The sequence below is a fragment of the Acinetobacter sp. ANC 3929 genome (assembly GCF_000369405.1).
In the GTDB taxonomy this organism is placed as follows: Bacteria; Pseudomonadota; Gammaproteobacteria; order Pseudomonadales; family Moraxellaceae; genus Acinetobacter.
Window position 1 is genome coordinate 1081686 of the sequence record NZ_KB850000.1, and the last position, 23241, is coordinate 1104926.

Here is a 23241-nt window from a genome sequence, read left to right on the forward strand (position 1 = left end):
GTATGGGTTTAGGTAAAGGTCGCAAAGTACCACAATCAGTAAAAACGCAACGTAAAGTAGATGCTGCTGTTGAGGCAGCATTAAAACAGCAAAATCAAGCTTATGTGAAAGTAAAAGTTCGTGATGATATTGAAATTGAGCAGTTACGAATTGAGCTTGAAAAGGCATCAAAACAACCTACACAAATCATTCCAGATTATACAGCAGGGATTTTTGAAGAAGCTTTGCATACAGGCTGGATCGTCAAAAACTGGCATACCGCATGGAAATGGATTTCGACTTGGGCGTTTGGATTGATCGGATACATTGCTGTGTTTGGCATCCCTCAAGAAATCCTTGTGTTAATACCTGAAGCTTATCAATTAAAAGTGATAGGTCTGATCGCTTTAATTGGGTTTGTAGGTCGCTTTATTAATCAAAGCAAATCTAAGCCTTTGCCTCCAGCATCTGACACGCTTAAGGAGAGTGCCGATGTTTGATTTTTTAAAACTAGGCTTTGCTGAAGTTAATTGGTTGGTTGTCACTGCTATAGGGATTTATGGATGGGTAATTAAAAAATATAGCGCCTCTGCACAAGAATTAGCTGAATTACGGGTACGTGTAATTCAGATTGAAAACAGCATTAAGGATATGCCATCCAAAGAAGAGCTAGCCGAAATTGAAGGTGATATTAAAGTTTTAACGGCCAATATTGGAAGTATCGCTAATTCTGTTGAGAAAGTTGATAAGGCTGTTACACGTATCGAATCCCATTTGATTGATAAGAGTAAATGATCATGACTAAAAAATATTTAGACAAACTAATTGAAGAAGCTCGACTTGTGATTTTACGTTGTCTTGTTGAGCTTCCGAGTTATCGAGCAAACAGCAGTACTTTGACGGCATTGTTAGATACTTACGCAATTTCCATGACTAGAGATGGAATTAAGACACAGCTTAATTGGTTGGCTGAGCAAGGACTGATTGAAATTGAAGATGATCTTGGCTCTGTTTTAGTTGTCAAATTAACTGAGCGTGGACAAGACATTGCGAATGGTCGTTCCACTACTCATGGTGTGAAACGTCCATCTGCTTAATGGGTGAAGCATGAGCAAATCTTTTATGCGCCAACTTACTGATGATCAACGCCAATTCATTTTCAAGATGCTTGAGGAAGACAAGCTAACACTGAATGAAATGCTGGATGAAATTCGTGCTGAATTTCCATCGGACTGCATTCCTAGCCGATCAGCTCTAGGTCGTGAAAAACAGAACTATATAGCTGAAGCTAAAGAATTTAGACAAATCGCTGCGATGTCTGAAGTCTTGGTAAAAGAATTTGGCGAAGACCCTGATGACAAAGGCGGTATGTTATTGGCTCAGGCTGTCCAAGCTGTAGTCACTAAACGTGCAATGGATGAGTTGACTAACACAGGTGATGATCCACTCAAGCCGCAGATGGGTATTGATGATGTCGGTGCTTTGGCACGTGCTGCCCGTGCAGCCATTATGACCAAGTCAAAAGCAATGGAAAACCGTGATGAGATTCGACGTCAGGCACGTGAAGAATTACTGAAAGAACAAGATGAAAATCTTAAAAAAGCAGCTATTTCTCAAGGTCTAGGTGAAGAGCAACTTCAGTTCTGGCGTGAGAAAGTGTTGGGAATTAAATAATGTTAAATACATCAAAGCCTCGCCAAGATACAGTTCGCGTCATTGAATGGGATGAACTTCCAGAACGTGCCCGTAATATCCCTAATAACTTTAATCCGTTTGAAGATGGTGTCTTAATGAAGCACCAGATTGAGTGGATAAAAATTAAATCAGATATTAAATCCTGTCCAAAAGGTCGACGTACTGGTATTACATTTGCTGAGAGCTTTGATTCAGTTTTGACTGCCGCAGCGAGTAAGGAAGCTGGTGGCATGAGTGTTTACTATATTGGTGACACGAAAGAAAAAGGTCTGGAGTTTGTTGGCTACTGTGCTAAGTTCTCCCGTGTGATTGCTGAGGCACAAGGTCAAGGCATATCACAGATAGAAGAATTTCTATTTGATGATCAGGATGAAAAAGGTGAAACACGTAAGATCACAGCCTATCGTATTCGATATTCAAGTGGCTTTCAGGTTGTGGCTCTCTCCAGTCGACCTGAAAATATTCGCGGTCTGCAAGGTAAAGTTGTAATTGATGAAGCAGCCTTTCACCCGAACGTACAAGGTGTGATTGAAGCCGCCACAGCATTGCTGATTTGGGGGGGGCGTATTGTTATCATTAGTTCTCACAATGGTAAAAACAATGCCTTTAACCAATTTGTTAAGGATATTGAAGCTGGTGTATTTGGGGAGGATGCTCAAGTATTGACTGTCACCTTTGATGATGCTGTTGCCAATGGTTTGTATGAGCGTGTCTGCTTTATGCAAGGTAAAGAGGCAACAATTGAAGGTAAGCAGAAATGGTATAAGAAAATTCGCAAAGCTTATGGTAGCCGTAAGGCTGCTATGCGTGAAGAGCTAGATGCTATTCCACGTGATGGATCGTCAGTGTGCTTGCCGACACTTTGGGTTGAGCGTGCCATGACAGAAGTACGGACAGTGCTTCGATTATCCCTTGGTGATGATTTCACAGCACTTACACCAGATGAGCGTGATGCGTACATTGATGACTGGATTCAACGTTATTTAGAGCCTGAGCTGCAAAAGCTTGATAAATCCAAACAGCATTGTGCTGGGCAAGATTATGCCCGTCATCGTGACTTTAGTTTTATTCTGCCATTCTACATAGCTCAGGATTTACGACGGATCGCACCTTTTGTGATTGAGATGCACAAAGTGCCTTCGCGCTTACAGCAAAAAATTCTCTGGTACATGTTAGAGCGATTACCGCGCTTTGGTGGCATTGCAATGGATGCCACTGGTAATGGTGAAACCTTGGCAGAAAATACAGCTGAGAAATTTGGTGAACATATGGTGCATCAAATTAAACTCAGCCGAGCATGGTATGGTTTGTGGACTCCAAAACTGGTCACAGCCTTTGAGGAAGATATGATTGACTTGCCAATAGATGCGGATTTAAAAAATGACTGTTCTGCAATTGAGGAAGTCGACGGGATTTATATGGTGTCAAAAGCACGTGCGAAAGATATTAAAGACCCTGAATTATATCGTCATGGTGATGGTGCAGTGGCAATGATCCTTGGATGGTTTGCCAGCCTGCACCTATCGAGTCCTATTGAGTTTATGGCACTTCCAACTCGTGAAGAGTTGGAGTTGAATCATGATGATTATGATGGGTGGTACAGTGAAGCTGGTTGTATTTGAAAGAAGTTTTTTAATTTAATTTAATATAATCAGAATACATTTCATAAAATAAACCAGTTTCTGTTGTTGATATATTTAAAACATAAACAACCTTATAATGAAGCCCAGTTGAAGTTTTATATAAAATTTCAACTGGCAATTGTACATACACTTTGTCTTTAAATTGGTTAATCCATTCACGACTGATTAGTGTTTGTCTTGTATATTCTTCTTCAACATTTAAAAATGGCTTAAATGTAAGCTGCTGAGATAAAGGTGCACCCAAAAATAGCTGAAAAGCTGTAATTTTCTCGCCTACGTTTTTTATTTTTAAATCAATTTTTAACATTTCATTATTATTGTGGCTTGAAGGTGTAGCTTTGAAATCAAATATAGGTTGAACTGCATGTTCGCGTTCTAATCGTTCTTGTATTTGTAATTTTAACATTTCATTTTGCTGATCTAATTGTTTTGAAATATTTTCATTATTAAGCTTTATAGCACTACCTTGTTGAAGATAACCATAAACCAGCCATAAAAATGCAAGTGGTGAAAAAATTCCTGCAAGTAAATCGCCTTTCTCATTTAATCTAAGTGCATGATAAGAGCTTAGATCAGTAATAGATAACACCACGTATAAATATATAACCGTGGCTATAAGTATCAATAAAAGCCCTAAATTTGTTTTAAACCAATCTTTCATGGAAGTATTTCCCCCTAATTCTACATTTCTAATTTTTTAATAATTGAAAACGAGGTGACGATCCTTGCTCCAACAAGAATCGCCCCCTTTGGTAAGTGACTACCGCAGGCTAAGCCTCGCTACTGTGCACACAGTCATAGCAGGCTATCAAAAATGAAAAGCTTTTGCAGTAGGTGAAAACATGAAAACCAAGCCAATTGTTCCGTGGTTAGGTGGTAAACGTCGTCTGGTGTCGCAATTGATTGAAAAGATGCCTGAACATAAGTGTTATGTGGAGTTGTTTGCTGGTGGTGCAGCGTTGTTTTTTATGCGTGAGCAGCCATCAAAAGTTGAAATCATTAATGATGTAAATGGTGAGCTGGTGAATCTGTATCGAGTCGTGCAGCACCATCTTGAAGAATTTGTACGTCAGTTTAAATATGCAATCATTAGCCGTCAGATGTTTGAATGGCTGAAAGCAGCCAGCACAGATTTAATGACTGACATCCAGCGTGCAGCACGATTCTATTATTTGCAGCACACTGCTTTCGGGGCAAAGGCTTCTGGTCAGTCTTTTGGCACTGCAACAACTTCAAAAGCTCCGAGCTTCCTGCGTATTGAAGATCAATTGACTGATGCTTATTACAGGCTGTCTGGTGTTACAGTTGAGAATCTGAGCTGGGAAGAATGCTGGTTGAAGTATGACCGACCTCACAGCTTTATGTATGCCGATCCACCTTATTGGAAATTGGCTGGTTATGGAGTTGAGTTCGGTTGGGATCATTACTTGAGGATGGCTGAGCTGATGAAAACTTGCCAGAGTAAAGTTATGCTATCAATTAACGATCATCCTGACATACGAAAAGCCTTTTCCGACTTCAAAATCAGCACCACTAAAATTAATTATTCGGTGGGAAAAGTTGGATCTAGTCGTGATGAAAAACAGGAATTAATCATCACCAATTATTAATCAGGTTGTTTTATAGATTTATAAACGTTTATAAACGCGTTTTTGGCGATTTAAAGACAATTCTGCATCAATGAGCTGTAATTGCTTTTGGATCGCTAAAATCGCCCATTCTGCGCGAAATAAAAAATCTAAAATAAAGGGAAGCCTTTCCGCCTAATTTTAAAAAAGCCAAAAAACAATAATGGTGCAAAATCCTCAAATTGTGTTTGCGCTATGGCTAAGAAAAAACCTAAATCCAAAATTCAAGATCGAGCTGCACTGGAACAAAACCAGACTGCCGAGGTCGCTTGGTTAGCTAACCAGTGGCAAGACCATCCTGTAGTCGGTTTAACTCCAACAGCAATGCATCGCCTTTTGACTGATGCTGAACAAGGTAACTTACAAGCTCAAGCAGATTTGTTTTCTGATATGGAAGAGCGTGATGGTCATATCTTCAGTGAAATGGATAAGCGTAAAAAGGGTTTGAATGGTTTGTCTTGGGGAGTCAAGCCACCTAAAAACGCCTCTGAAGCTGAACGTAAAATTGCTGAAGAAGTTGCCGAATGGATTGATGACATCAAAGATTTTGAAATGTTCTTATTCGATGCAATGGATGGTGTCGGTCATGGCTATTCATGCCAAGAGATTGAATGGCATCAACTCGGTAGCTTATGGCTGCCTAAAAGTTTTGATCATGTAAACCCTCGTAATTTCATGACTCCATACAATGCGCCCAATGATTTAAGGTTGAATGATGGCTCACCAGAAGGTGCGGATTTTTGGGACTTTGGTTGGTTTATTCATAGGCATAAGGCTAAGTCTGGTTATATTGCTCGCTCTGGTCTGCATCGTGTGCTTGCATGGCCGTTCTTATTTAAGAACTATGGCATCCGCGATGTAATGGAGTTTTTAGAGACTTATGGCTTGCCGAGCAAAATTGGTAAGTATCCTTCTGGTGCAACTGAAAAAGAAAAATTAACCTTACTCCGTGCAATTATGAGTATTGGTCGAAATGCTGGCGGTATTATTCCTCAAGGCATGAGCATTGATTTTCAAGCGGCAACTGATGGCGACACAAAGAATCATTTTGACTTGGTCAAATGGTGTGAACAGACTCAGTCAAAAGTGATTGTGGGTGGAACGTTACTTTCTCAAGCAGATGGCAAAACCAGTACCAATGCTCAAAGTCACACCCATGAGCTTGGGTTTGAGGTCATTAAGAAATCCGATGCCAAGCAGCTTGCTCGGTCAATCACTGACTGCTTAATTCCTAATTTGATGCGACTTAATCATCCTAACGTTACCCAAGACCGATACCCTGAGTTTTATTTTGATACGACTGAAACCGAGGATATTCAGGTCTTCAGTGAAGCACTGCCAGAACTTGTGAAAATTGGCTTTCAAATCCCACGTACTTGGGCGCATGAAAAGCTGGGTATTCCTGAGCCAGCCGATGATAAAGAGCCTGTGTTGGCTTTGGTTAAAGAGCAGGCGCAAATTACTGCCAATCGTTTTGCATCGCCTGCTGAGTACCTTGCTGCATTAAATCAAAATCCAGTCAGCTCAGCGCATTCCATAGTTCCTAATTTAGCTGCCAATATCTATTTGCCTCAATTGCTAAATGGCTTGATTGCAGCCAATAATCAGATACCGCTTGAAGAGCAAGCTGTACAGCTATTGCTGAAAGATCAAGCTGAGCAGGCTCAAAAAACAGCTGAAGAATGGACACAGGATTTAATTAAAAAAATTCAAGCTGGGCAAAGTGATGAGGAAATTTTAGCAATCTTGTCTGATTTATATCCTACTGATGATGAGCCAGCATTACAGGACAAATTAACCAAGCTATTTTTTGCGACTGAAGTATTTGGTCGATTAAGTACTGAGGCTGAAAATGGCTAAAGTACCTCAACGACCAGAGCTAAATGCTCTATTTAAATCACCTCCAGCCGATGCCATTGCCTACCTAGAATCAAAAGGTTTTAAGATCGGTTGGGACTGGCATGAAACACTGGATGAAGCGCATAGCCGTGCGTTTACTGTTGCCAAAGTCGCACGAATTGATTTGCTTCAGGATATCAAAAGCTCATTGATAACTGCCTTGGAGAAAGGACAAGGTCTTGAACAATGGAAAGCATCAATTATTCCGACATTGCAAGACAAAGGTTGGTGGGGAAAAAAGGCGGTCATCAATCCAGCAGGTATCGAGCAAACGGTTCAACTTGGGAGTCCTCGACGTTTAAAAACCATCTTTGATACCAATGTACATAAGAGCTTAGCAGCTGGTCGATATAAAGCACTGATGGCAACAGTTGATACTCGTCCCCTGTGGGAATGGGTACATATTTCTATTTCTAACCCAAGAAAAGTGCATCTGGCCCGTAATGGTGAGACACGTCGATATGATGATCCTTTCTGGTTGTATGCCTACCCACCAACTGAATTTGGTTGCAAGTGTAAAGTGCGTGCTCGTCGTGGCAGCGATGTAACCGATTTAGATTTGAATTATGTTGAAACTCAGCCTGAAGATATTGAACAGCAACAGGTCGTCATCGGTAAAAGTAGCTTTACTGGTCAAGATGCAGTGGCGACTCAGACCCGCATTCGAGTTAAGCAAGCTGAAGGTCAAACGAGCTACTTTACCCTTGGAGCTGGATTTAATAGTCATCCAGCCGCAAGTTATTTACTCGATGTTGAACTGGCTAAACGTGCTGCCGATCTGGTAGGTGCTCAGTCAGCTGTGCAACAAGTTCAGCAAATGCTGTTGAGCCAGCCGCGCATCAAGGCACATGAAGCATTTGTCAAAAATACTTTGAGTTTTGCTAAACCTCAAAATAAAACCAGCACCGTTGGTGTGATTGATCTGCAAGATATTCAGGCATTAACAAACAAAAGCGTTGTGATTGAAAGTCCAGTGATAACCATTTCAGATCAGCTTTTAGTTGGTCAAACAGCCAATGTATTAAGTACTGAAGAATGGTTGGCTTTGCCAAAGCTGCTTCAGCAAGTTCAACAAGTCCAGTGGGACGCGCAAAGTCAGAGTCTATTGTATTTGCTCCCAGCTATGGAAAATGATGCAACTGAAGTCATCCGTCTTTCAATTCATTCTAAAGATGGCGTAATGCAGGTTTTGAGCATTGAAAAATCAAGTGCTGGAACAAGCCTAGAGGTGATTCGATAAACATGAGTTTCATGCAAATTAATGATCAGGTTTTAATTGATCGGCTAAATCAGGTCGCTGACCGCCTGTTTGATACAAGTCCATTGGCAGCTGCAATTGCAGGAACATTTGCAACCGTAACCGATGATAACTTTGATCATGGTGGTCGTCCTGAGTGGGCTGGACGCTCTGTAACAACGTTGAAAATCTATGAGCGTAAAGGCATTAAATTTGGTGGTGTTTTACAAGCTTCAGGTGAATTAAGAGCTAGAGTTGTGACCAGCAACACCCAAGATGAAGCCATGATCAGCAACAATATGCCATATGCCGCTGCCATGCAGTTTGGGATCAAGCAAGGTGCTTCAGGCAAGACGACACGAGGTGCACCTATTCCCTTTGGGGATATTCCAGCTCGTCCTTATATGCCAATGGATAAAGATGGATTTCTTCAACCTGAAGCTGAACAAGAGGTTTTTTTAGATGTAGATCATTACTGGCATAAAATTTTTACACCATAAAAATAAACGGAAGTCTTTCCGCCTAATAAAAAAAAGCTGGTAGTGCGATTCTGCCAGCATGAAAAAGAACTTATTAGTAGCCGCGTGCTCATTCGACCTCGATGCGACATCTCAATACCTTGTGCTAATTCCTGAAGGAATTTTTCGAGGTGTAGATGGTCGTCCAACTGATGCCCCACACTGGATATTAACGCCAGAACGTGGTCGTCAAATTGCCGCTGCATTAAGCCAGCGTTCTATTGACTTAGTGGTTGACTATGAGCATGCGACTTTAAAAGCTCAAGAGTCTGGTGATCCTGCACCAGCATCTGGCTGGCTTAAACCTGCTGGATTTCACTATGTAGAGGGAGTCGGATTATGTAGTAATCAATTCGAGTGGACAGATAAAGCCAAGGAATTCATAGCAGCGAAGGAATATAAATACACTTCGCCTGTTTTTTTCTATATGGAGACTGGTGAAATCCTCGGACTTCACAGTTTTGCATTAACCAATACCCCCAATTTAGACAACTTGCCCGAAGCACGTCTTGCTGCTGCGGCTCAGGAGTTGTTTGCCCAAAATTTACCACAGGATTCCTCTATGGAAGAGTTATTAGAACAATTGCGTTGGATGCTGAATCTGCCGTTATCCGCAACTGCGGAAGAAATCACAGCAGAACTCAATAAGCTTCAGCAACAAATTCAAGAAAAAACAGGTGTAGCCGTCGCTGCCAATAGTAAAAACCTTTTTGATGCGATGGCTGCGATTGATCAGTTAAAACTTGCAGCAAACAGTACGTCATCTCCTGATCCATCAAAGTTTGTGCCGATTGAAATGTACAACGAAGCCAAAGCACAAGCAGTCTCTGTAGCTGCTAGTGGTCAGGAAAAAGAAATTAAAGAGCTGATTACAGCAGCTTGTAGCGATGGTCGTTTGACAGGTGGTAAAGCATCACTTGATTGGGCAAATGATTTTGCTAAACGTGATTTTGAAGGCTTCAAAACTCATATTGAAGGTGTTCCAAAAATTGCGGCTTTGAGCCAAAAACAAACGTCCACTGTTGACCTCACTACTCAACAAGAGAAGACAGATGAATTGCAAGATGATGTCTTCAACATGCTGGGTGTGTCAAAGGCTGATATCGAAAAATATGGAGCAATCTAATGACTAAAGCTACCGCAGGAATCAATACCGAATATCGTGATGGGATTAAATTTCCTCTCGCATTACTTGCCTCGGCAATCGTGCTCCAAGGGACATTTGCAGTTGTTGGCTTGAATGGCTATGCAATTTCGTCAGCTGATGTCGGTGGTGAAGATCAAAAATGTATAGGTATCTGGGAGTTTGACGCAGAAAACACTGGTGCAAATGGTGAAGCATTTGGTGTGGTTTGCCGTAATAAACACTTTCTAGTCGCCAACTCTTCAACCGATCCAGTGACACAGGCTGAATTGGGATCATTAATTTATATCGAAGATAACCAGACCGTTGCAAAAACGGATGGTGCTGGAACTCGTTCTGTTGCTGGCATCTTTATGGGCTTTGACACTGAATATACAACCCACGTTTGGGTGGAGATCACATAATGAAATTTACCGCAGAAAATGCAAAGCAAGTACTGGCGCATTTATACACGGGTTTTAAAACAACCTTTAATAAAACATTTACAGAAACAGAAACTACTTGGCAGCAAATCGCTACAGAAGTTCCTTCTAAGGGCAAAGCAGAAAATTATGCTTGGCTCGGCAAGTTTCCAAAGTTGCGTGAGTGGATTGGTGAAAAGGTCATTAAACGTCTTGAAGGTTATGGCTATACCATTACCAACAGAAGTTTTGAATCAACGATAGCTGTCCATAAACATGAAATTGAAGATGGCGATATTCTTGGGCTACCAATTATTTTCTCTTCAATGGGCGAAGAAGCTAAACAATTTCCACAAGATATTGTTTTTGAGGCTTTAACTACAGGGTTTAAAAATAAATGCTTTGACGGCAAGGCTTTTTATGCAACTGACCATCCTGTTGGGGATAAAGCTAAATCGACCTTTTCCAATAAACTAACTAACAAATTGTCATGGGCAAGTTTGGCAGATGCAGAGGCAAGCTTCGGTGCAGCTAAAACTATGATGACGAGTTTAAAGGACGGAAATGGTCGTAGTCTTAAAATTAAACCTACTTTGTTGGTTGTGCCTCCAGCACTTGAATCGATTGCTACAGCTTTAATGACCGCTTCAAAGTTTGCTGATGGTACAGAAAATATCTACAAAGGTAATGCTGAAGTATTGGTTGATGCTGGATTGGCTACTGATACTGAATGGCATTTGTTATCAACAAAGAAAGTCATTAAACCGATTATTTACCAAAACCGCCAAAAACCTGAACTGATGTCGAAAACTGATATCCAGTCCGATGACGTTTTCAAACGTGGTGAGTATCTATTTGGTGTTGAAGCACGTGGTGAGGCTGGATATAGCTTACCTCATCTAGCTGTCGGCTCAACTGGTACAACCTCTGGTACACCATAAAAGGTAGGTGCTGAAATGACTTATGTAACGGCAGAAGTAATGCGTGAACGCTTTGGTGATCAAGAGCTTGTTGAGTTGACAGATAACCGTGAGCCATACCTAGGCGGAATTAACTTTGACAAGCTTAATGCTGCACTGAGTGAAGCAAACAGTGAAATCGATGGTTATGTGCAAGTTCGCTATAAACTGCCGTTACAAGTCATTCCACCTTTCTTGGTTGCTATTGGTTGTCACATTGCCCGATACCATCTTTGCACAATGATCATCGTCGAGAATGATCCGATCAAAATTCGATACAACGATGCAGTCAAAACGCTTAAAGCCATTTCTAAAGGAGAAGTGGCTTTAGGTGGTGCGCCAGCTGGTGAATCTGCACCTATAGAATCCTCGTCTAATAACGTCATGATTACTGTTGGTCGTCGGGATTTTGGAGGTCGTGGATGGTAGACCTAGACCTTTCAATTGTTGAGCAAGGCATCAAAGATGTTATGGCTAAACAAGTTAAAGAAGGAAAGTGGAACTGGATTCGAGAAATCAAAACTTATGGTGGCGAGTTTGATGATGGCGCACTTTCATGGGTTAAAACGTTCCCAGCAATTTGGGTGACGTTTCAAGGTTCGGGGACACCTAAAAAAATTGGAAATAGCACAACCGAGTACCCTGTGACTTTCGTTGTTTTAGTTGGCGCACGTTCTTTGCGTAATGAAGAAGTACAACGTCATGGAGTGTTAAATGACATTGGCACTTATTTAATGCTCAAGCATGTGCAAAAGCTTTTAATTGGTAATGACTTGTCATCTGAAGATGTGAAAGGTCTAGCTCCGCTTAGCCTTGGACGTACTAAAACCATTTTTAATGGCAAGACTCAAAGTAATTCTATCAGTGTGCTATCCCAAGAATTTCACACTCAATATGTCATTGAAGCTTCAGATCGCGTCCGTGAGGAAGAAGAAACTGAAGCTGATCTCATCAAAATTAATGTCGATTATTTCTTTGAGCCAGATGATGGCGTTAAAGATGCGTCTGATTTAATTGAATTAAAGGAAGTATAGCAATGCCTGTTTCTCAAATTAAAACGCCAGGTGTTTATCTGGAAGTAAATACCAATACTCAGCGCAGTGGTTTGCCTGAAAATACGCAGAAAGTTTTGTTTATAACGAATGATCAGCAAGCACAGCCACCCAATACTGAAGTTATGCCAGTTGATATTTATGATAAAGCACAAGCTGATTTACTCTTCGGTAATGGTGAAACAACTAGCGAAGCTGGTCGTATGATTACAGCTGCGATTAAGACAAATCGTGTTGTGAGTGTTCAATGCTTGGGAAAGCCAGCACAGCAGTCGTGATTAGCTGTGCTGGTGCAAACTCAATTCTTAAATGGGCTTATGCTGTTAAAAATGAGACATCACAAGCAATATCACTAATGACTTTAGTCGATGGAATCCAAGTCGATATTATTAACAATCCTCCAGTTTGGCTTTCTAAAGAGTTATTGGATGAGATGCCTGTGGGTGAAGTGCCAGAAGGGTTTTTAGTAGGTAATGGTGTTTACGAGTTCACTAACAATGATTCCATACCTCATCGATTAGAGTTTGTAATTCTTAACCCTGAATTCTTTAGATCGGTTGTAAGTGAGAATCCTACTGCGATTCAAATGACTCCTAGTCTCGGAGAGCGCGTTGGTGTTTGTCTTAGCAATAATGAAGATGAATCAATATCCTGTGTTGGGGCAACAGATACAGTTAGGTTTAAATCTTCTGGTGTAAGTAGTTACAACACAGGATACAACCTTATCGTTAATGGTTTTAATTACCGAGATTTCAATTGGAGTGGTGATACTTCTCTTGTTGGATATTTAGAGCATGCAGTCGAGAATTATCTTTCTGACAAAATAATGGTCACAACGGAAGGTTCTGGCTTTGGAACAGATTGGACTATTAAAAATATTTCAAATGTGAATTTAAGAATTAGTCTTGTACCTTGGACAAGTGCAACTGATTTTTCAATTGCTCCAGAAAATGAAAATCCTACTTTGCATAGTCCGAATAATCAGGTTTTCGAGTTTTGTCTTTCGCCATATCAATTTCAATTTTCTTGTTCACTTGAAAATTCACAGCAAATGGTTGAATTACATAAAGCGCGAGATACTTTGCCATTTCTGTCATTCTCCAACGTAGCTTTTAATATTTTTGAAAACGGAGTCGAAATCGCACATGAAAAAGGATTATTGAATCTAGCTGCTATGCAAGCCATAGGACTAGAAGTTGTTGCCGTAGATGAAACAAATCGTCGTATTCAAATTTCGAGTATGGATGGAGTAAACAGTCGTGCAATCGAACTTCACCCAACAATGGGAATATCTGAAGATGTGGATATTACCCAAGGGGATGCTGTAAGGCACAGAGGTTCATTTTTTATATGTTTTGCTAAAAAACCTAGTTGAAATAAGGATTAATCAGAAATGACTATTCAATCAAAAATCGCCCCACTTGGGCATACAATCATCGCTTTATCTTCAGCTCCTCTGGATGAAGTAGGTGAAAATACGGTGCAAGCATGGATTGAGCACTTAAACTCTGTAAGTGATGCAATTAATGCGAAACCAGCAATTTTAATTGTTCCATTTTCAGATATTGATCAGGCTCAGGATTTTGTCGTCAATTCTCAGATTGAAACGTCTTATCGTGTGCTTTGCGTTTGCTATCATGGTGCTCAAGGTTATGAGCCTGAGCTGGCGGGCGCAATGGCAGCGGCATTGGCTAATTCAAATGATCCAGCATTGCCATATGATGGAGTCAATTTAGGCGGTATTCCTGCTGTCGCAGATGAATATAAACTCACGTTTGAACGCATTGAAGCTGCACTCAATCTAGGGATTTGCATGATTGATACAGGTGCAGATGGCATTCCTGAAATCGTCCGTGCTGTTTCCACTTATCGAGTTAATCCAGACTCTGGAGAAGATGATGATTTGATGGTTGATATTAATGCTGCATTGATTGTGGATTACACACGAAAAGTGATTCGCACTGATTTGAAAAAGGAACGTCGTCGCAAGAATACAGCTGCCCAGCGTCGCAATGTACGTTCAATTATTCTGAATCGCTTAATTCAATTAGATGATGCTGAAATATTGCAAAACGTTCGTGCGAATGCTGATCAATTAACGGTTGTTGAAGATAAAATTGATCGTTCTCGCGTTAATGTTGCAATCCCTGCGGATTGGGTGCGTGGTATGCATGTTGTTGCTGGTACAATTGATGTCTATTGACCCAACTACAACCACTTTTAAAGGCTGCTTATGCAGCCTTTAATATTTATGGAAGTCTTTCCGCCTAATAAATAAAAATCATTCTATGCACAATAGCCTCATGATTTTATGAGGTCTCTTAAAATGGCTGAAAATGCTGTTGGCTCAATTGTAATGAGCGTAAATGGTCTTGATTATGATTGCACTAAGTTTAGTTCAACTAAATCAACGGGTAACAAACGTATTCTCACAATGAATCGTAGACTGAAGGCAAATTATAAGTCTAAAGGTATTACGGTTTATGACTTGACTTGTACTGTCGTGATTCCTAATAGCAAAGATAAGGTTGATTGGGACAGCATTGAAGATGCTCGTATTTCAATTGAATCACCAGACGGTGGTTTTCGTAAAACTTTTACCGACTGTAATGTCGTTAGCTCTGGCGATAATTACGATGTAAATGGTGAAACATTGCGTGACCTCTCATTGTTTGCAATGGATTGTTTAACAGAAACTTTCTAATTGGGTGAATCATGGAAATATGTATTGTAGATACTCTGCCTGTTGCTCTAACAGTGATGGTGAAAGGTAAGCCAATCAGTTCAAAGAAAATTGAATTTGCTGATATTAACTCATCTGATTTATTGAAGGCTCGCAGCAAAGCGGTGGCTGGTGATTTTTTACAGATTCTTGAGTATTGCGCCAAGATCAAACTCATTGATGAAAAAGGCAATAAGCATGATGTGCCTTATGATGTATTAGCATTTACAACAAGTGCAAATCTGAAAAAACTTGAAGAGCTTGATTTTGATTTATTGGTAAAGCTTCAAGCCGAGAGTTCAGAGACCCCATCAAGTTAATAACCGCGCTTCATAATGTGGGCGTTGAATTATCAACTGCTGAACAAATGCCAGCGCACTATGCGTTGGCATTTTTGTCTGAAAAGATGGAATCCCTAGAGAGACTCAAGCATGAGCGGCAAAATAGTACTCATGCAGCACCACCAGAACAATCTACAAATACAGAATCTTATGTTGCGACTGAGCGAAAACACTCTAAACCCAAGACTGGAGAGATAAATGAGTGACGGTAATTCTACAGTTTCTTTGACGCTTCAGATCAAAGGTCAACAAGCTGGTCAGGAAATGAAAAAGTTTTCTGATCAACAAATAGCTGCAACCAAGCAAATCAATCAGCAATGGACGCAGATCGGCAATGCTCAAGCCACTTCAGTAAGCAATTCTAAAAAGATTGCAGATGAGCTAACCAAGCAAGGTCAGGCTTTAGGCGGTCAAAAAAAAGAAGTTACTGCAATTGATCTAGCACGAAAGCTTGGCATTAGAACAGAACAACAAATTCATAATGAAATTAAACAGACGCGCAGCACATATGCCCAGCTTGGTATTTTGCAACGGCAAGGTTTGGCAACTACAAAAGACATGGAGCGTGCTTATGCCTCTATGAATAGCAAGGTTGCTCAGCTAAATAGAGAGTTAGGCAAAACGGTAGCTGCTGAGAAGCAAATTCAACAAATCCAGCGTGCAAATGGTAGTGGATACAATGCTTTGCAAAGAGGTTCAGCTGCAACGATGGGCGCAATTGCAGGCGGAGCGATTGTATCGAGTGCATTGCAGAAACCCCGTGATTATGACCAACAGCTAACCTACATCGCGGCTACTGCCACGGGTGGTCAGAATATGGCGGTTGCAGATCGCTTGGCTGCACGTTCGCAATTGAATGATTACATTAAGTCAGCGGTTCGATCTGGTGGCGGTACGCGAGAAGATGCAGCTGCTGCTGCAAACACATTGATTGCTTCAGGCAAGTATGAGCTGAGCAATGTTGCCCCTGCATTAAATGCAGCGGTAAAAACTGCCTTTTCAACTGATGCTGCTGTAACAGATGCCGCAGCTTTGACTGTGCGGATGCAAGATTTTGGTGTGAATAATTTGCAGCGTGGTCATGACATTGCAGTGCGTGGCGGTCAGCTAGGTAGCTTTGAATATAAAGATCAAGCGAAATGGTTGGCACAGCAAATGGCTGCCGCACGTGCGTCTGGTTATAGCGGTGAAAAAGGACTCATGGAGCTGGTCGCAATGAATCAGGTTGCAATGTCTACAGCTGGAACTGCCGATGAGGCTGGTAATAACTTAGTCAACTTATTGACCAAGCTCTCCAGTCGTGAATTTAGCAAAGCGATTGGTGATTCTGTTGTGCCTGTTGCTGGCGATCCAACTAAATCCGACGGCAAGAAAAAGCCGAAGCAAGTTTTTGATTGGGGCACTTATTCAATCCAGCAACGTGACCAAGGCGTTTATGGTGTTGAGGCATTTGTGCAATTGCTTGACCGTCAGCTCGCTGGAGATAAGCAATATCAACGATTACAGGCTATGGCAAAAAAAGGTACTTCAACTGAGCGGAAAGCTGCAATTGAAGATATGAGCAACATTGCAATGGGTAGCCAGCTTGGTGAAATTATTGCAGATCGACAAGCGTTAATGGCTGCATTAAGTGTGGTTTATAAGAAGGATCAGTTAAATAGCATTCGCCAAGGACTCACCACTGCTGGAGGTACTGTGGATGCCGACTCCGCAATGGTACGTCAAACTGAATGGGCAAAAGATATGGCGATGGAGCAAGAAAAACTTTTTGCCCAATCCAAAGCTTATGATGCTGTCTCTGAGTCATTGGGTAATGCTAAGGATAGGATTGTTGAGTGGTCTCAAGGTAATGAGAAGTTAGCAGCTACAACTTATGGTGCAACAGTTGCAATTGCTGGACTAGGTGCAGCAGCTGGAATTGCAGCTTTTACAATGGGTAAAGGTAATCTGCCTCTGCCGACTGGGACTAATACTGGCGGTGGTGTTGCTACAAAAGGAACTACTGGACTAGCTAAAACTGCTGGAGTGGCAGCTGCTGGATACTTGGGATATGAACTGTTTAAGCCTTTAGATGACTTTTTCTATGGAAAAATTGCAGGCTTGTTTGGTGCTTCAGAGGATCGTCCTGATTTTATGCAAATGGCAATTGATAAAAGCCAAGAGCAAAAAACTGTATTAGAGCAACAAAATCAACTCATTGAGAAACAGACTCAAATGAGTGCTGATATGGTCAATAAACTCAATACCTTGATTTCAGTCACTCAACAAAACAAGCCAATGATGATGGGTGGCGGTTTGATGGATCAAATCACACAACATGCCCAAGCCGAGCAAAAGCGACATGGTCTTGATTTATTGTCATATGGGCAAAAATAAAAGGAAGTCTTTCCGCCTAATATTAAAGCCTAACTTTTCGCACAATAAACCTCACTAAAGTGAGGTTTATTGTTATGGGCTGGAAAGATGAATTACAGGATGCGAGTTTTCGTGGTGTGCATTTTGAATGTACTTCAACCAATGAGTCTGGCTCAAAGTCTTTAGCTATCAAGCAAGCACCTTATTCGAATAAGGCATCAATTGAGGATATGGGAAATAATCCCCTCAAAATTAGCATTGATGCTGTTTTTACTGGTGAAAACTACAAAGTTGAAATGGACGCGCTCTGGGCGGCTTTGGTCGCAACAGGCTCTGGCGAACTCATTCATCCAGTTCATGGTGTGATGCAGGTCAATGCCGAAAATTACAACATTGTTCATAAAGCTGAAGACGTAAATACATGCACAATTGCAATTGAGTTTATTCAGGCTGAAGACAAAGAACGTCCTTTATTTATTCCTGTTGCAACACCTACAGCAATTGATACAAAGGCAATCACTGATACACCAGCTCGTTCACTTCAGGCTGCTTTAAATAAGCTTGAAAATACTGATCCGAATAAGTTTTTTACTATCGTCAATAATATCCGTAACGCTGTTAATACAGCGTATCAATACCTTGGTATTGCGAAAAATGCGGTTGAGTCGGCTCTATCTCCAGCTGAGTCAATTGTTGGATTAGTCGATGAAGTGACCAAGATAGCAGCATTTAACTCCAACATTTCAGCGATTTCAAAATGGCGTGATTTATTCAAGCGCGTGCAGCGTTTTGAAAGGCTTTTTCAAGATGACGATTTACCAGAACTCAAGCAAACATGGCGTGCAACTAAAATTGCAAGCACCGTTACGATTTCTCAAAACGTAGTCACAGCTGTACGCAAGGAAATGGCTGAGAAAAAACAGCCAAGTTTTTCGCCTGTTGACCTTGCGATCATTCGTCAACAGACCAGAACTCAATTACAGCAAGCAATTAAGGCTGAACGTGAACAGGCAACCACTGCTTTAGACTTTGAAACAGTCAATCAAGTACAAGTCTTTAAAGAGGTTGCAGATCAGGTTCATCTACAGATTCAAGAGTTAATTGAAGTACGCCCACCAATCACTAAAACTCAAATTGTTGTGCCTTGTACTCTTCATTCGCTTGCTCACATGCTGTATGGAGACATGGATCGTGCTGAAGAAATCCGTCATTTAAATCCTGATTTATTGAATCCAGCGTTACTTCAAATCGGCATGGAGTTGACCGTCTATGCAAGATAATTCAGGTAAGGATATTCGGCTCATCATTGGTGATATTCAAATCAATGGTTGGGACAATGTGAGCTGTGACAGTCAAATTGATACGCCAGCAGATGACTGGAATTTAACTTTATTCCGTCAAGATAGTTTGGCTTTGCCTGAAAGTGTGCAAGGTGCGGCTAGAGTCCAGTTGTTCTATGGTGATGAAATCATTTTAACTGCAATAGCAGACCGTATCTCTGAAGGCATAAAACGTGACGGTTATGGTCTTCAAATTTCAGGTCGTGATTTAGCTGGTCAACTGATTGATTGCTCTGTGCCTATTTTCAATGGTCGCCAAGTCACATTGGGTGAGTTGATGGAACGTTTTGTTCTCGCTGGTGACTTTGCCTCAATCATCCATGAAGTGCGTATTCAAAATGATAGCTGGCTGAAGAACAAAGTGTCGGTAGAGCCTAGTGAGGCACTTTGGGACTCAATTATTAAGGCAGCTCAGGTCACTGGCCAGCACGTGTGGTTTGAGCCAGATGGTAACTTAAATATTGGCGATCCATTTGCTAACCCATACCAAGTGCAACAGCCTTTACGGTTAATGAAGCCGCTAAATAATGAAAATAATCTGCTGAGCCTTCAGTACGACAATGATGTGTCCAGTGTATTCACACAGCTTCAAATATTAAGCCAAGACGCTGAAGCAAATGGTTTGCTTGCACAAACTTTTGCTCAAACTCAATACAGTTTTAATCGTCTAAAAATAATCACTTTAAGCGATGTCGAAAGCCAAGCTGAAGCCGAAGCTGCATTGTTGAAAATCAAAAAAGACAATGATTTAGAGGCGTATAGCCTGACCGCTACAGTTGATGATTGGGTTATCGATGGCAAGGTGTGGCGAGCTGGTTGGTATGTCAATGTTGAAACCAATGCATTGAGCCATGCTACTGGCAAATGGGCTGTCATGGGGCGCACGTTGATGCTGTCTCGTGCTGAAGGGAAAACCACACGTTTAAAACTCAAACGCCAAGGCGATTGGGCGCAACCGCTCATTTATAAAGACCCACAATCTACCAAGAAAAAAGGCAAAACCACCAAGGGAGCAAAAGCATGATCAGCATGGCTCAGGTAAAAAAAGCCATTAGAAAATTGCGATTCCCATTGTTCGGAATGGTCGCTCGTGGTGGCTCAAAAGCACTTCAAGTTACAGGCTTAAGAAATGAAACATTGAACGATGTTGAGCTACTTCAGCAAATCGGCTTCAGTTCATACATTCCTGATAATGCAAAAGTTGTACTTATTCCCCTTCAGGGGACAACTGCAAAATCAGTCATTGTTGCCACGACTGGAGGCGCAATCTTAATCAATGTCGATGAAGGCGAAACCTGTGTTTATGACCAATTCGGGCATTCTGTTTGGCTTCAGGAAGACGGCACACATATTAAAGGCGGTGACTTGATTGTTGATGACGGCAATGTGCGCGTACCCAACGGTGATGTCTTTGACCAAACAAGTTCAATGCAAGCCATGCGTGATGTTTACAACGAACATAAGCATGGCAATAGTCCACCAGCTGCACCACCAATGGAGTAAATCATGGGAACAATTAATTTAGAAACAAAAGACTATGTGCTCACAAGTCTGGATGCTGCTTTTAATGACGATGTTGTTCAATCAGTTTGTTTAAGACTGAATATTCATCGTGGAAAGTATTGGGCTGATCCATCTTTGGGGAGTCGGTTTTATCTATTGCGTCGGTCAAAAGATGTACCACGCATGATACAGACAGTGAAACAATATGCTGAAGAGGCATTGGCAGACTTAATACCAGCTCGATTGGAGTCTTTGGTGGTTTCAGCGACTCAAACTGTCAAAAGCAGAATTGATCTAAACATAGAGATCACTCGTTTGACTGGTGAAAAGCAGTCTATTCCTTACTTTGTTGCGGTGGGTGGTTGATATGGCTTATCCAGTTAAAACCTTTGCTCAAATACGCAATCAAATTGCACAGGAAATTCGAAACTCAACTGGCTTATCTGTTCCTGATGATAGCGATGCTGGTATTCGTGCAGATGGAACTGCTGCAACTGTTGAAGGTCTATATCACCATCAAATTTATATTCAGAAACAGCTTTTCGTTGCGACTGCTGATGAGCCTTTTCTATATATTCATGCAGATGAGTTAGGTCGACCACGTCTCGGAGGAACTCAAGCCTCTGGTTCGGTTTTGGCTAAATCTAATGTGAATTTGACCATTGTTGCTGGTAGTAAATTAACAGACGGTAAAGCACATTATTGGACAGTAACCAATGATACGACATTGGTTGCTAACACAGTCAAAGCAGTTGATGTCGTGGCGGATCGTGTTGGTGCTAGCTGGAATTTTACAGGTACTTTGCTATGGGTGAGTCCATTGGCTGGTCTCAGTGGTACTGCAACTGATGTGTCGATTGGTGGTGGTACAGATGAGGAAGAACTTGAAGATTGGCGTGCACGTCTATTAGAACAAAAACAACTTGGTTTATCTCGATACCGCGCTGAAGACTTAGAAGCCTTGGTACGTTCAGTTCCCAATGTGAAAGATGCTTATATTTACGCTAAACGTCGTGGTCTTGGTTCGCTCGATGTGGCGATCACTGCTGTTGGAAATCCACCAACTTTACCGAGTGAAGCATTAATAGCAACGGTTCAAACGGTTCTTGATGATTATGCTGGCTTTTGGGCGGATTGTAGAGCGTATTCACCGACTGAGCAGCTTGTGCCAGTCACAGCGTTGATTTCAGGTACAGCAAATTTAAATCTGGTACGACAAGTTATCCGTGATTATTTTTCTGAAATTGCACCTGTTAAGCCTTATCAGGCAGCAATTTTAACTGCACGCATTGTCGCAATTGCTGGAGTTACTGACTTAGTTTTAAGTCCTTCAGTGAATATTGTCCCGACAGTTAATCCATTCCATACCTATTGGCTACGTCTCGGCACATTAACAATGAGTGCTGCGCCATGACTTTAGAAGAAACAACAAAATTGTATGAAATCTTGCTGCGATCATTGCTGCCCATAGGTGGTTATGATCAAGCACCTAATACCAATATTGCTGATGACATCTATGGTCATGCTAAAGCGTTGGCGCAAGCCGATCTTGACGCTAAACGCCTGCTGAACGTGCTTGAGTCCATTCCACCAGAACTACTAGAGGAATATGAGCGTGAGTATGGTTTGCCACTTAAATGTCAGACCAATGTCGGTCAAACCTTTGAAGAACGTTTGGCAGTCGTGAATTGGATTAGAAGCACACGCAACGTTTTAAATACTGCTTATTTAGAGCAGCTTCTCACGGTTTTTAATGTGAATTTAGTTGAGTTGGTGACATACAAGCCGATGCAATGTACAGCACCATGCAACGCTCCAGTGAATACCGATTTATTGAGATTCAAAGTTAAATTGAAATTACAAAGTCCCGTCAATGCAGACATGCAATGCATTATTCAAAACTATTTACCAGCTTTCCTGCGCTATGACATAGAGGTGATCTAATGGAACGTATCAATACTATAAATGCTCGACCTGATGTTAATGGAGCTGGTAAAAAAGGCTTTCATGATAATGCTGATATTTCGGGACAAGACGCAACTTATATCAGTCCTGAATGGTGTAATCATGTTCAGGAAGAAATTGCCAATATAATTGAGGGTTTTGGCGAAGCTTTAAATCCTGCACAAAAAAATCAAGTTTATATGGTTGTTAAAGGTATTAATGACCGTACTACAGCAATTGAAAACTTCATTGAAAATATTGTCGATTACTTTTATCCAGTTGGTGTAATTATTGATTTTGGTATTCCTGACTTTAATCCAAACGTCAAATACGTTGGGACAACGTGGGTTCGACATGGTGAAGGTAAAGCATCTGTAGGTTTGTCTGATCAAGAATCTGATCCTTTATGGACTAAATCAGTAGGTTCTACTTTTGGTTCATTTACACATCAGTTATCAATCGCTCAATTACCATCACATTACTTTGTATTTGCTAATCAATGGGCTGGAACAACACCTCCTGATGTCGAAGAAATTCTTAATCATGATGATATTGGCTGGGCGAAAGATGGATCAGCAGATACTGCCTTTAGGCAGCGAACTGAAAGCTTGGGATCAAATGAAGCTCACAATAATGTGCAACCATCCATAATTGATGCACGTTGGAGACGCACAGCATGAATCCTACAATCAAAACAGTCACTACATACTCAGCAATCACTTTTGATGCTGAGTATGTAGTGACTGTTTTGGATAATGCTTTAAAAGATAAAAAATTGAAATTTGTTTTCAACACATGAAACTGTTTAAATCTCCAATTATCTCAAAATTATGCCGAAATTATCTCGGCGCGCATCAATAACTCGGTTTGGAACCTACATC

29 protein-coding genes are annotated in these 23241 nt (G+C 41.1%); 28 read left to right on the forward strand and 1 reads right to left on the reverse strand.

What is annotated here, in order from left to right; genetic code table 11:
• Window positions 1-2 precede the first annotated feature (2 nt).
• Genes F909_RS03170 through F909_RS03150 form a run of 5 tightly spaced genes read left to right on the forward strand, consistent with a single transcriptional unit; the run spans window position 3 to window position 3296 of the window.
• On the forward strand, window positions 3-479 hold the full coding sequence (locus F909_RS03170) for a DUF7940 domain-containing protein (protein WP_005153733.1): 477 nt from the start codon (window positions 3-5) through the stop codon (window positions 477-479).
• A complete protein-coding gene (locus F909_RS03165; RefSeq protein ID WP_005153735.1) occupies window positions 472-774 on the forward strand; it encodes a DUF2730 family protein in 303 nt (100 codons plus the stop codon). The genes F909_RS03170 and F909_RS03165 overlap by 8 nt, the downstream gene beginning before the upstream one ends.
• Window positions 775-776: 2 nt before the next feature.
• The gene (locus tag F909_RS03160; RefSeq protein ID WP_005153737.1) at window positions 777-1076 is read left to right on the forward strand and encodes a VpaChn25_0724 family phage protein; all 300 of its coding nucleotides are present in this window, start codon (window positions 777-779) and stop codon (window positions 1074-1076) included.
• A 10-nt stretch (window positions 1077-1086) separates the two neighbouring features.
• Complete coding sequence (locus F909_RS03155; protein WP_032878145.1) at window positions 1087-1653, forward strand: phage protein Gp27 family protein; 567 nt, start codon at window positions 1087-1089, stop codon at window positions 1651-1653.
• Window positions 1653-3296: a hypothetical protein gene (locus F909_RS03150; protein ID WP_005153740.1), complete on the forward strand. Its 1644-nt coding sequence runs from the start codon at window positions 1653-1655 to the stop codon at window positions 3294-3296. Before F909_RS03155 ends, F909_RS03150 begins: the two co-directional genes overlap by 1 nt.
• A gap of 10 nt (window positions 3297-3306) precedes the next feature.
• Here F909_RS03150 and F909_RS20540 read toward each other — a convergent pair whose 3' ends face one another.
• On the reverse strand, window positions 3307-3978 hold the full coding sequence (locus F909_RS20540) for a hypothetical protein (protein WP_005153741.1): 672 nt from the start codon (window positions 3976-3978) through the stop codon (window positions 3307-3309).
• Window positions 3979-4159: 181 nt separating this feature from the next.
• Between F909_RS20540 and F909_RS03145 the strand changes: the two genes are divergently transcribed.
• The 23 genes from F909_RS03145 (at window position 4160) to F909_RS21670 (ending at window position 23159) form a co-directional block, all read left to right on the forward strand.
• Window positions 4160-4927, forward strand: coding sequence for a DNA adenine methylase (locus F909_RS03145; RefSeq protein ID WP_005153743.1), 768 nt, complete (start codon window positions 4160-4162; stop codon window positions 4925-4927).
• A gap of 213 nt (window positions 4928-5140) precedes the next feature.
• Complete coding sequence (locus F909_RS03140; protein ID WP_005153744.1) at window positions 5141-6805, forward strand: DUF935 domain-containing protein; 1665 nt, start codon at window positions 5141-5143, stop codon at window positions 6803-6805.
• Complete coding sequence (locus tag F909_RS03135) at window positions 6798-8084, forward strand: phage head morphogenesis protein (protein WP_005153745.1); 1287 nt, start codon at window positions 6798-6800, stop codon at window positions 8082-8084. Before F909_RS03140 ends, F909_RS03135 begins: the two co-directional genes overlap by 8 nt.
• A 2-nt stretch (window positions 8085-8086) precedes the next feature.
• A complete protein-coding gene (locus F909_RS03130) occupies window positions 8087-8581 on the forward strand; it encodes a phage virion morphogenesis protein (RefSeq protein WP_005153746.1) in 495 nt (164 codons plus the stop codon).
• 58 nt (window positions 8582-8639) lie between these two features.
• Complete coding sequence (locus F909_RS03125; RefSeq protein WP_005153747.1) at window positions 8640-9725, forward strand: phage protease; 1086 nt, start codon at window positions 8640-8642, stop codon at window positions 9723-9725.
• Window positions 9725-10147, forward strand: coding sequence for a hypothetical protein (locus tag F909_RS03120; protein ID WP_005153748.1), 423 nt, complete (start codon window positions 9725-9727; stop codon window positions 10145-10147). The genes F909_RS03125 and F909_RS03120 overlap by 1 nt, the downstream gene beginning before the upstream one ends.
• Complete coding sequence (locus F909_RS03115) at window positions 10147-11085, forward strand: Mu-like prophage major head subunit gpT family protein (RefSeq protein ID WP_005153749.1); 939 nt, start codon at window positions 10147-10149, stop codon at window positions 11083-11085. Before F909_RS03120 ends, F909_RS03115 begins: the two co-directional genes overlap by 1 nt.
• Window positions 11086-11100: 15 nt before the next feature.
• A complete protein-coding gene (locus F909_RS03110; protein ID WP_005153750.1) occupies window positions 11101-11532 on the forward strand; it encodes a gp436 family protein in 432 nt (143 codons plus the stop codon).
• Window positions 11526-12137: a phage protein Gp37 gene (locus tag F909_RS03105; RefSeq protein ID WP_005153751.1), complete on the forward strand. Its 612-nt coding sequence runs from the start codon at window positions 11526-11528 to the stop codon at window positions 12135-12137. The genes F909_RS03110 and F909_RS03105 overlap by 7 nt, the downstream gene beginning before the upstream one ends.
• A 2-nt stretch (window positions 12138-12139) precedes the next feature.
• Window positions 12140-12433, forward strand: a complete 294-nt coding sequence (locus tag F909_RS03100) for a hypothetical protein (RefSeq protein WP_005153752.1) — start codon at window positions 12140-12142, stop codon at window positions 12431-12433.
• Window positions 12403-13530, forward strand: coding sequence for a hypothetical protein (locus F909_RS03095; RefSeq protein WP_005153753.1), 1128 nt, complete (start codon window positions 12403-12405; stop codon window positions 13528-13530). The genes F909_RS03100 and F909_RS03095 overlap by 31 nt, the downstream gene beginning before the upstream one ends.
• Window positions 13531-13548: 18 nt before the next feature.
• Window positions 13549-14358, forward strand: a complete 810-nt coding sequence (locus F909_RS03090) for a phage tail sheath C-terminal domain-containing protein (protein WP_005153754.1) — start codon at window positions 13549-13551, stop codon at window positions 14356-14358.
• A 123-nt stretch (window positions 14359-14481) separates the two neighbouring features.
• Entirely contained in the window at window positions 14482-14859 is a 378-nt protein-coding gene (locus F909_RS03085; protein WP_005153755.1) for a hypothetical protein, read from the forward strand.
• 11 nt (window positions 14860-14870) lie between these two features.
• Window positions 14871-15197 (forward strand): hypothetical protein, encoded by a 327-nt coding sequence (locus F909_RS03080; RefSeq protein ID WP_005153756.1) that lies wholly within the window; start codon window positions 14871-14873, stop codon window positions 15195-15197.
• A gap of 219 nt (window positions 15198-15416) precedes the next feature.
• Window positions 15417-17594: a phage tail tape measure protein gene (locus F909_RS03075; protein WP_005153758.1), complete on the forward strand. Its 2178-nt coding sequence runs from the start codon at window positions 15417-15419 to the stop codon at window positions 17592-17594.
• Between the two features lie 74 nt (window positions 17595-17668).
• Window positions 17669-18853, forward strand: a complete 1185-nt coding sequence (locus F909_RS03070) for a DNA circularization N-terminal domain-containing protein (RefSeq protein WP_005153760.1) — start codon at window positions 17669-17671, stop codon at window positions 18851-18853.
• Window positions 18843-19937: a phage baseplate assembly protein gene (locus F909_RS03065; protein ID WP_005153762.1), complete on the forward strand. Its 1095-nt coding sequence runs from the start codon at window positions 18843-18845 to the stop codon at window positions 19935-19937. The genes F909_RS03070 and F909_RS03065 overlap by 11 nt, the downstream gene beginning before the upstream one ends.
• On the forward strand, window positions 19934-20416 hold the full coding sequence (locus F909_RS03060; RefSeq protein ID WP_005153764.1) for a phage baseplate assembly protein domain-containing protein: 483 nt from the start codon (window positions 19934-19936) through the stop codon (window positions 20414-20416). The genes F909_RS03065 and F909_RS03060 overlap by 4 nt, the downstream gene beginning before the upstream one ends.
• 3 nt (window positions 20417-20419) lie before the next feature.
• Window positions 20420-20782 (forward strand): phage GP46 family protein, encoded by a 363-nt coding sequence (locus F909_RS03055; RefSeq protein ID WP_005153766.1) that lies wholly within the window; start codon window positions 20420-20422, stop codon window positions 20780-20782.
• A 1-nt stretch (window position 20783) separates the two neighbouring features.
• The gene (locus F909_RS03050; RefSeq protein WP_005153768.1) at window positions 20784-21830 is read left to right on the forward strand and encodes a baseplate J/gp47 family protein; all 1047 of its coding nucleotides are present in this window, start codon (window positions 20784-20786) and stop codon (window positions 21828-21830) included.
• Complete coding sequence (locus F909_RS03045) at window positions 21827-22360, forward strand: DUF2313 domain-containing protein (protein WP_005153770.1); 534 nt, start codon at window positions 21827-21829, stop codon at window positions 22358-22360. Before F909_RS03050 ends, F909_RS03045 begins: the two co-directional genes overlap by 4 nt.
• Entirely contained in the window at window positions 22360-23040 is a 681-nt protein-coding gene (locus F909_RS03040; protein WP_005153772.1) for a phage baseplate protein, read from the forward strand. The genes F909_RS03045 and F909_RS03040 overlap by 1 nt, the downstream gene beginning before the upstream one ends.
• Complete coding sequence (locus F909_RS21670) at window positions 23037-23159, forward strand: hypothetical protein (protein ID WP_005153776.1); 123 nt, start codon at window positions 23037-23039, stop codon at window positions 23157-23159. The genes F909_RS03040 and F909_RS21670 overlap by 4 nt, the downstream gene beginning before the upstream one ends.
• Window positions 23160-23241 lie beyond the last annotated feature (82 nt).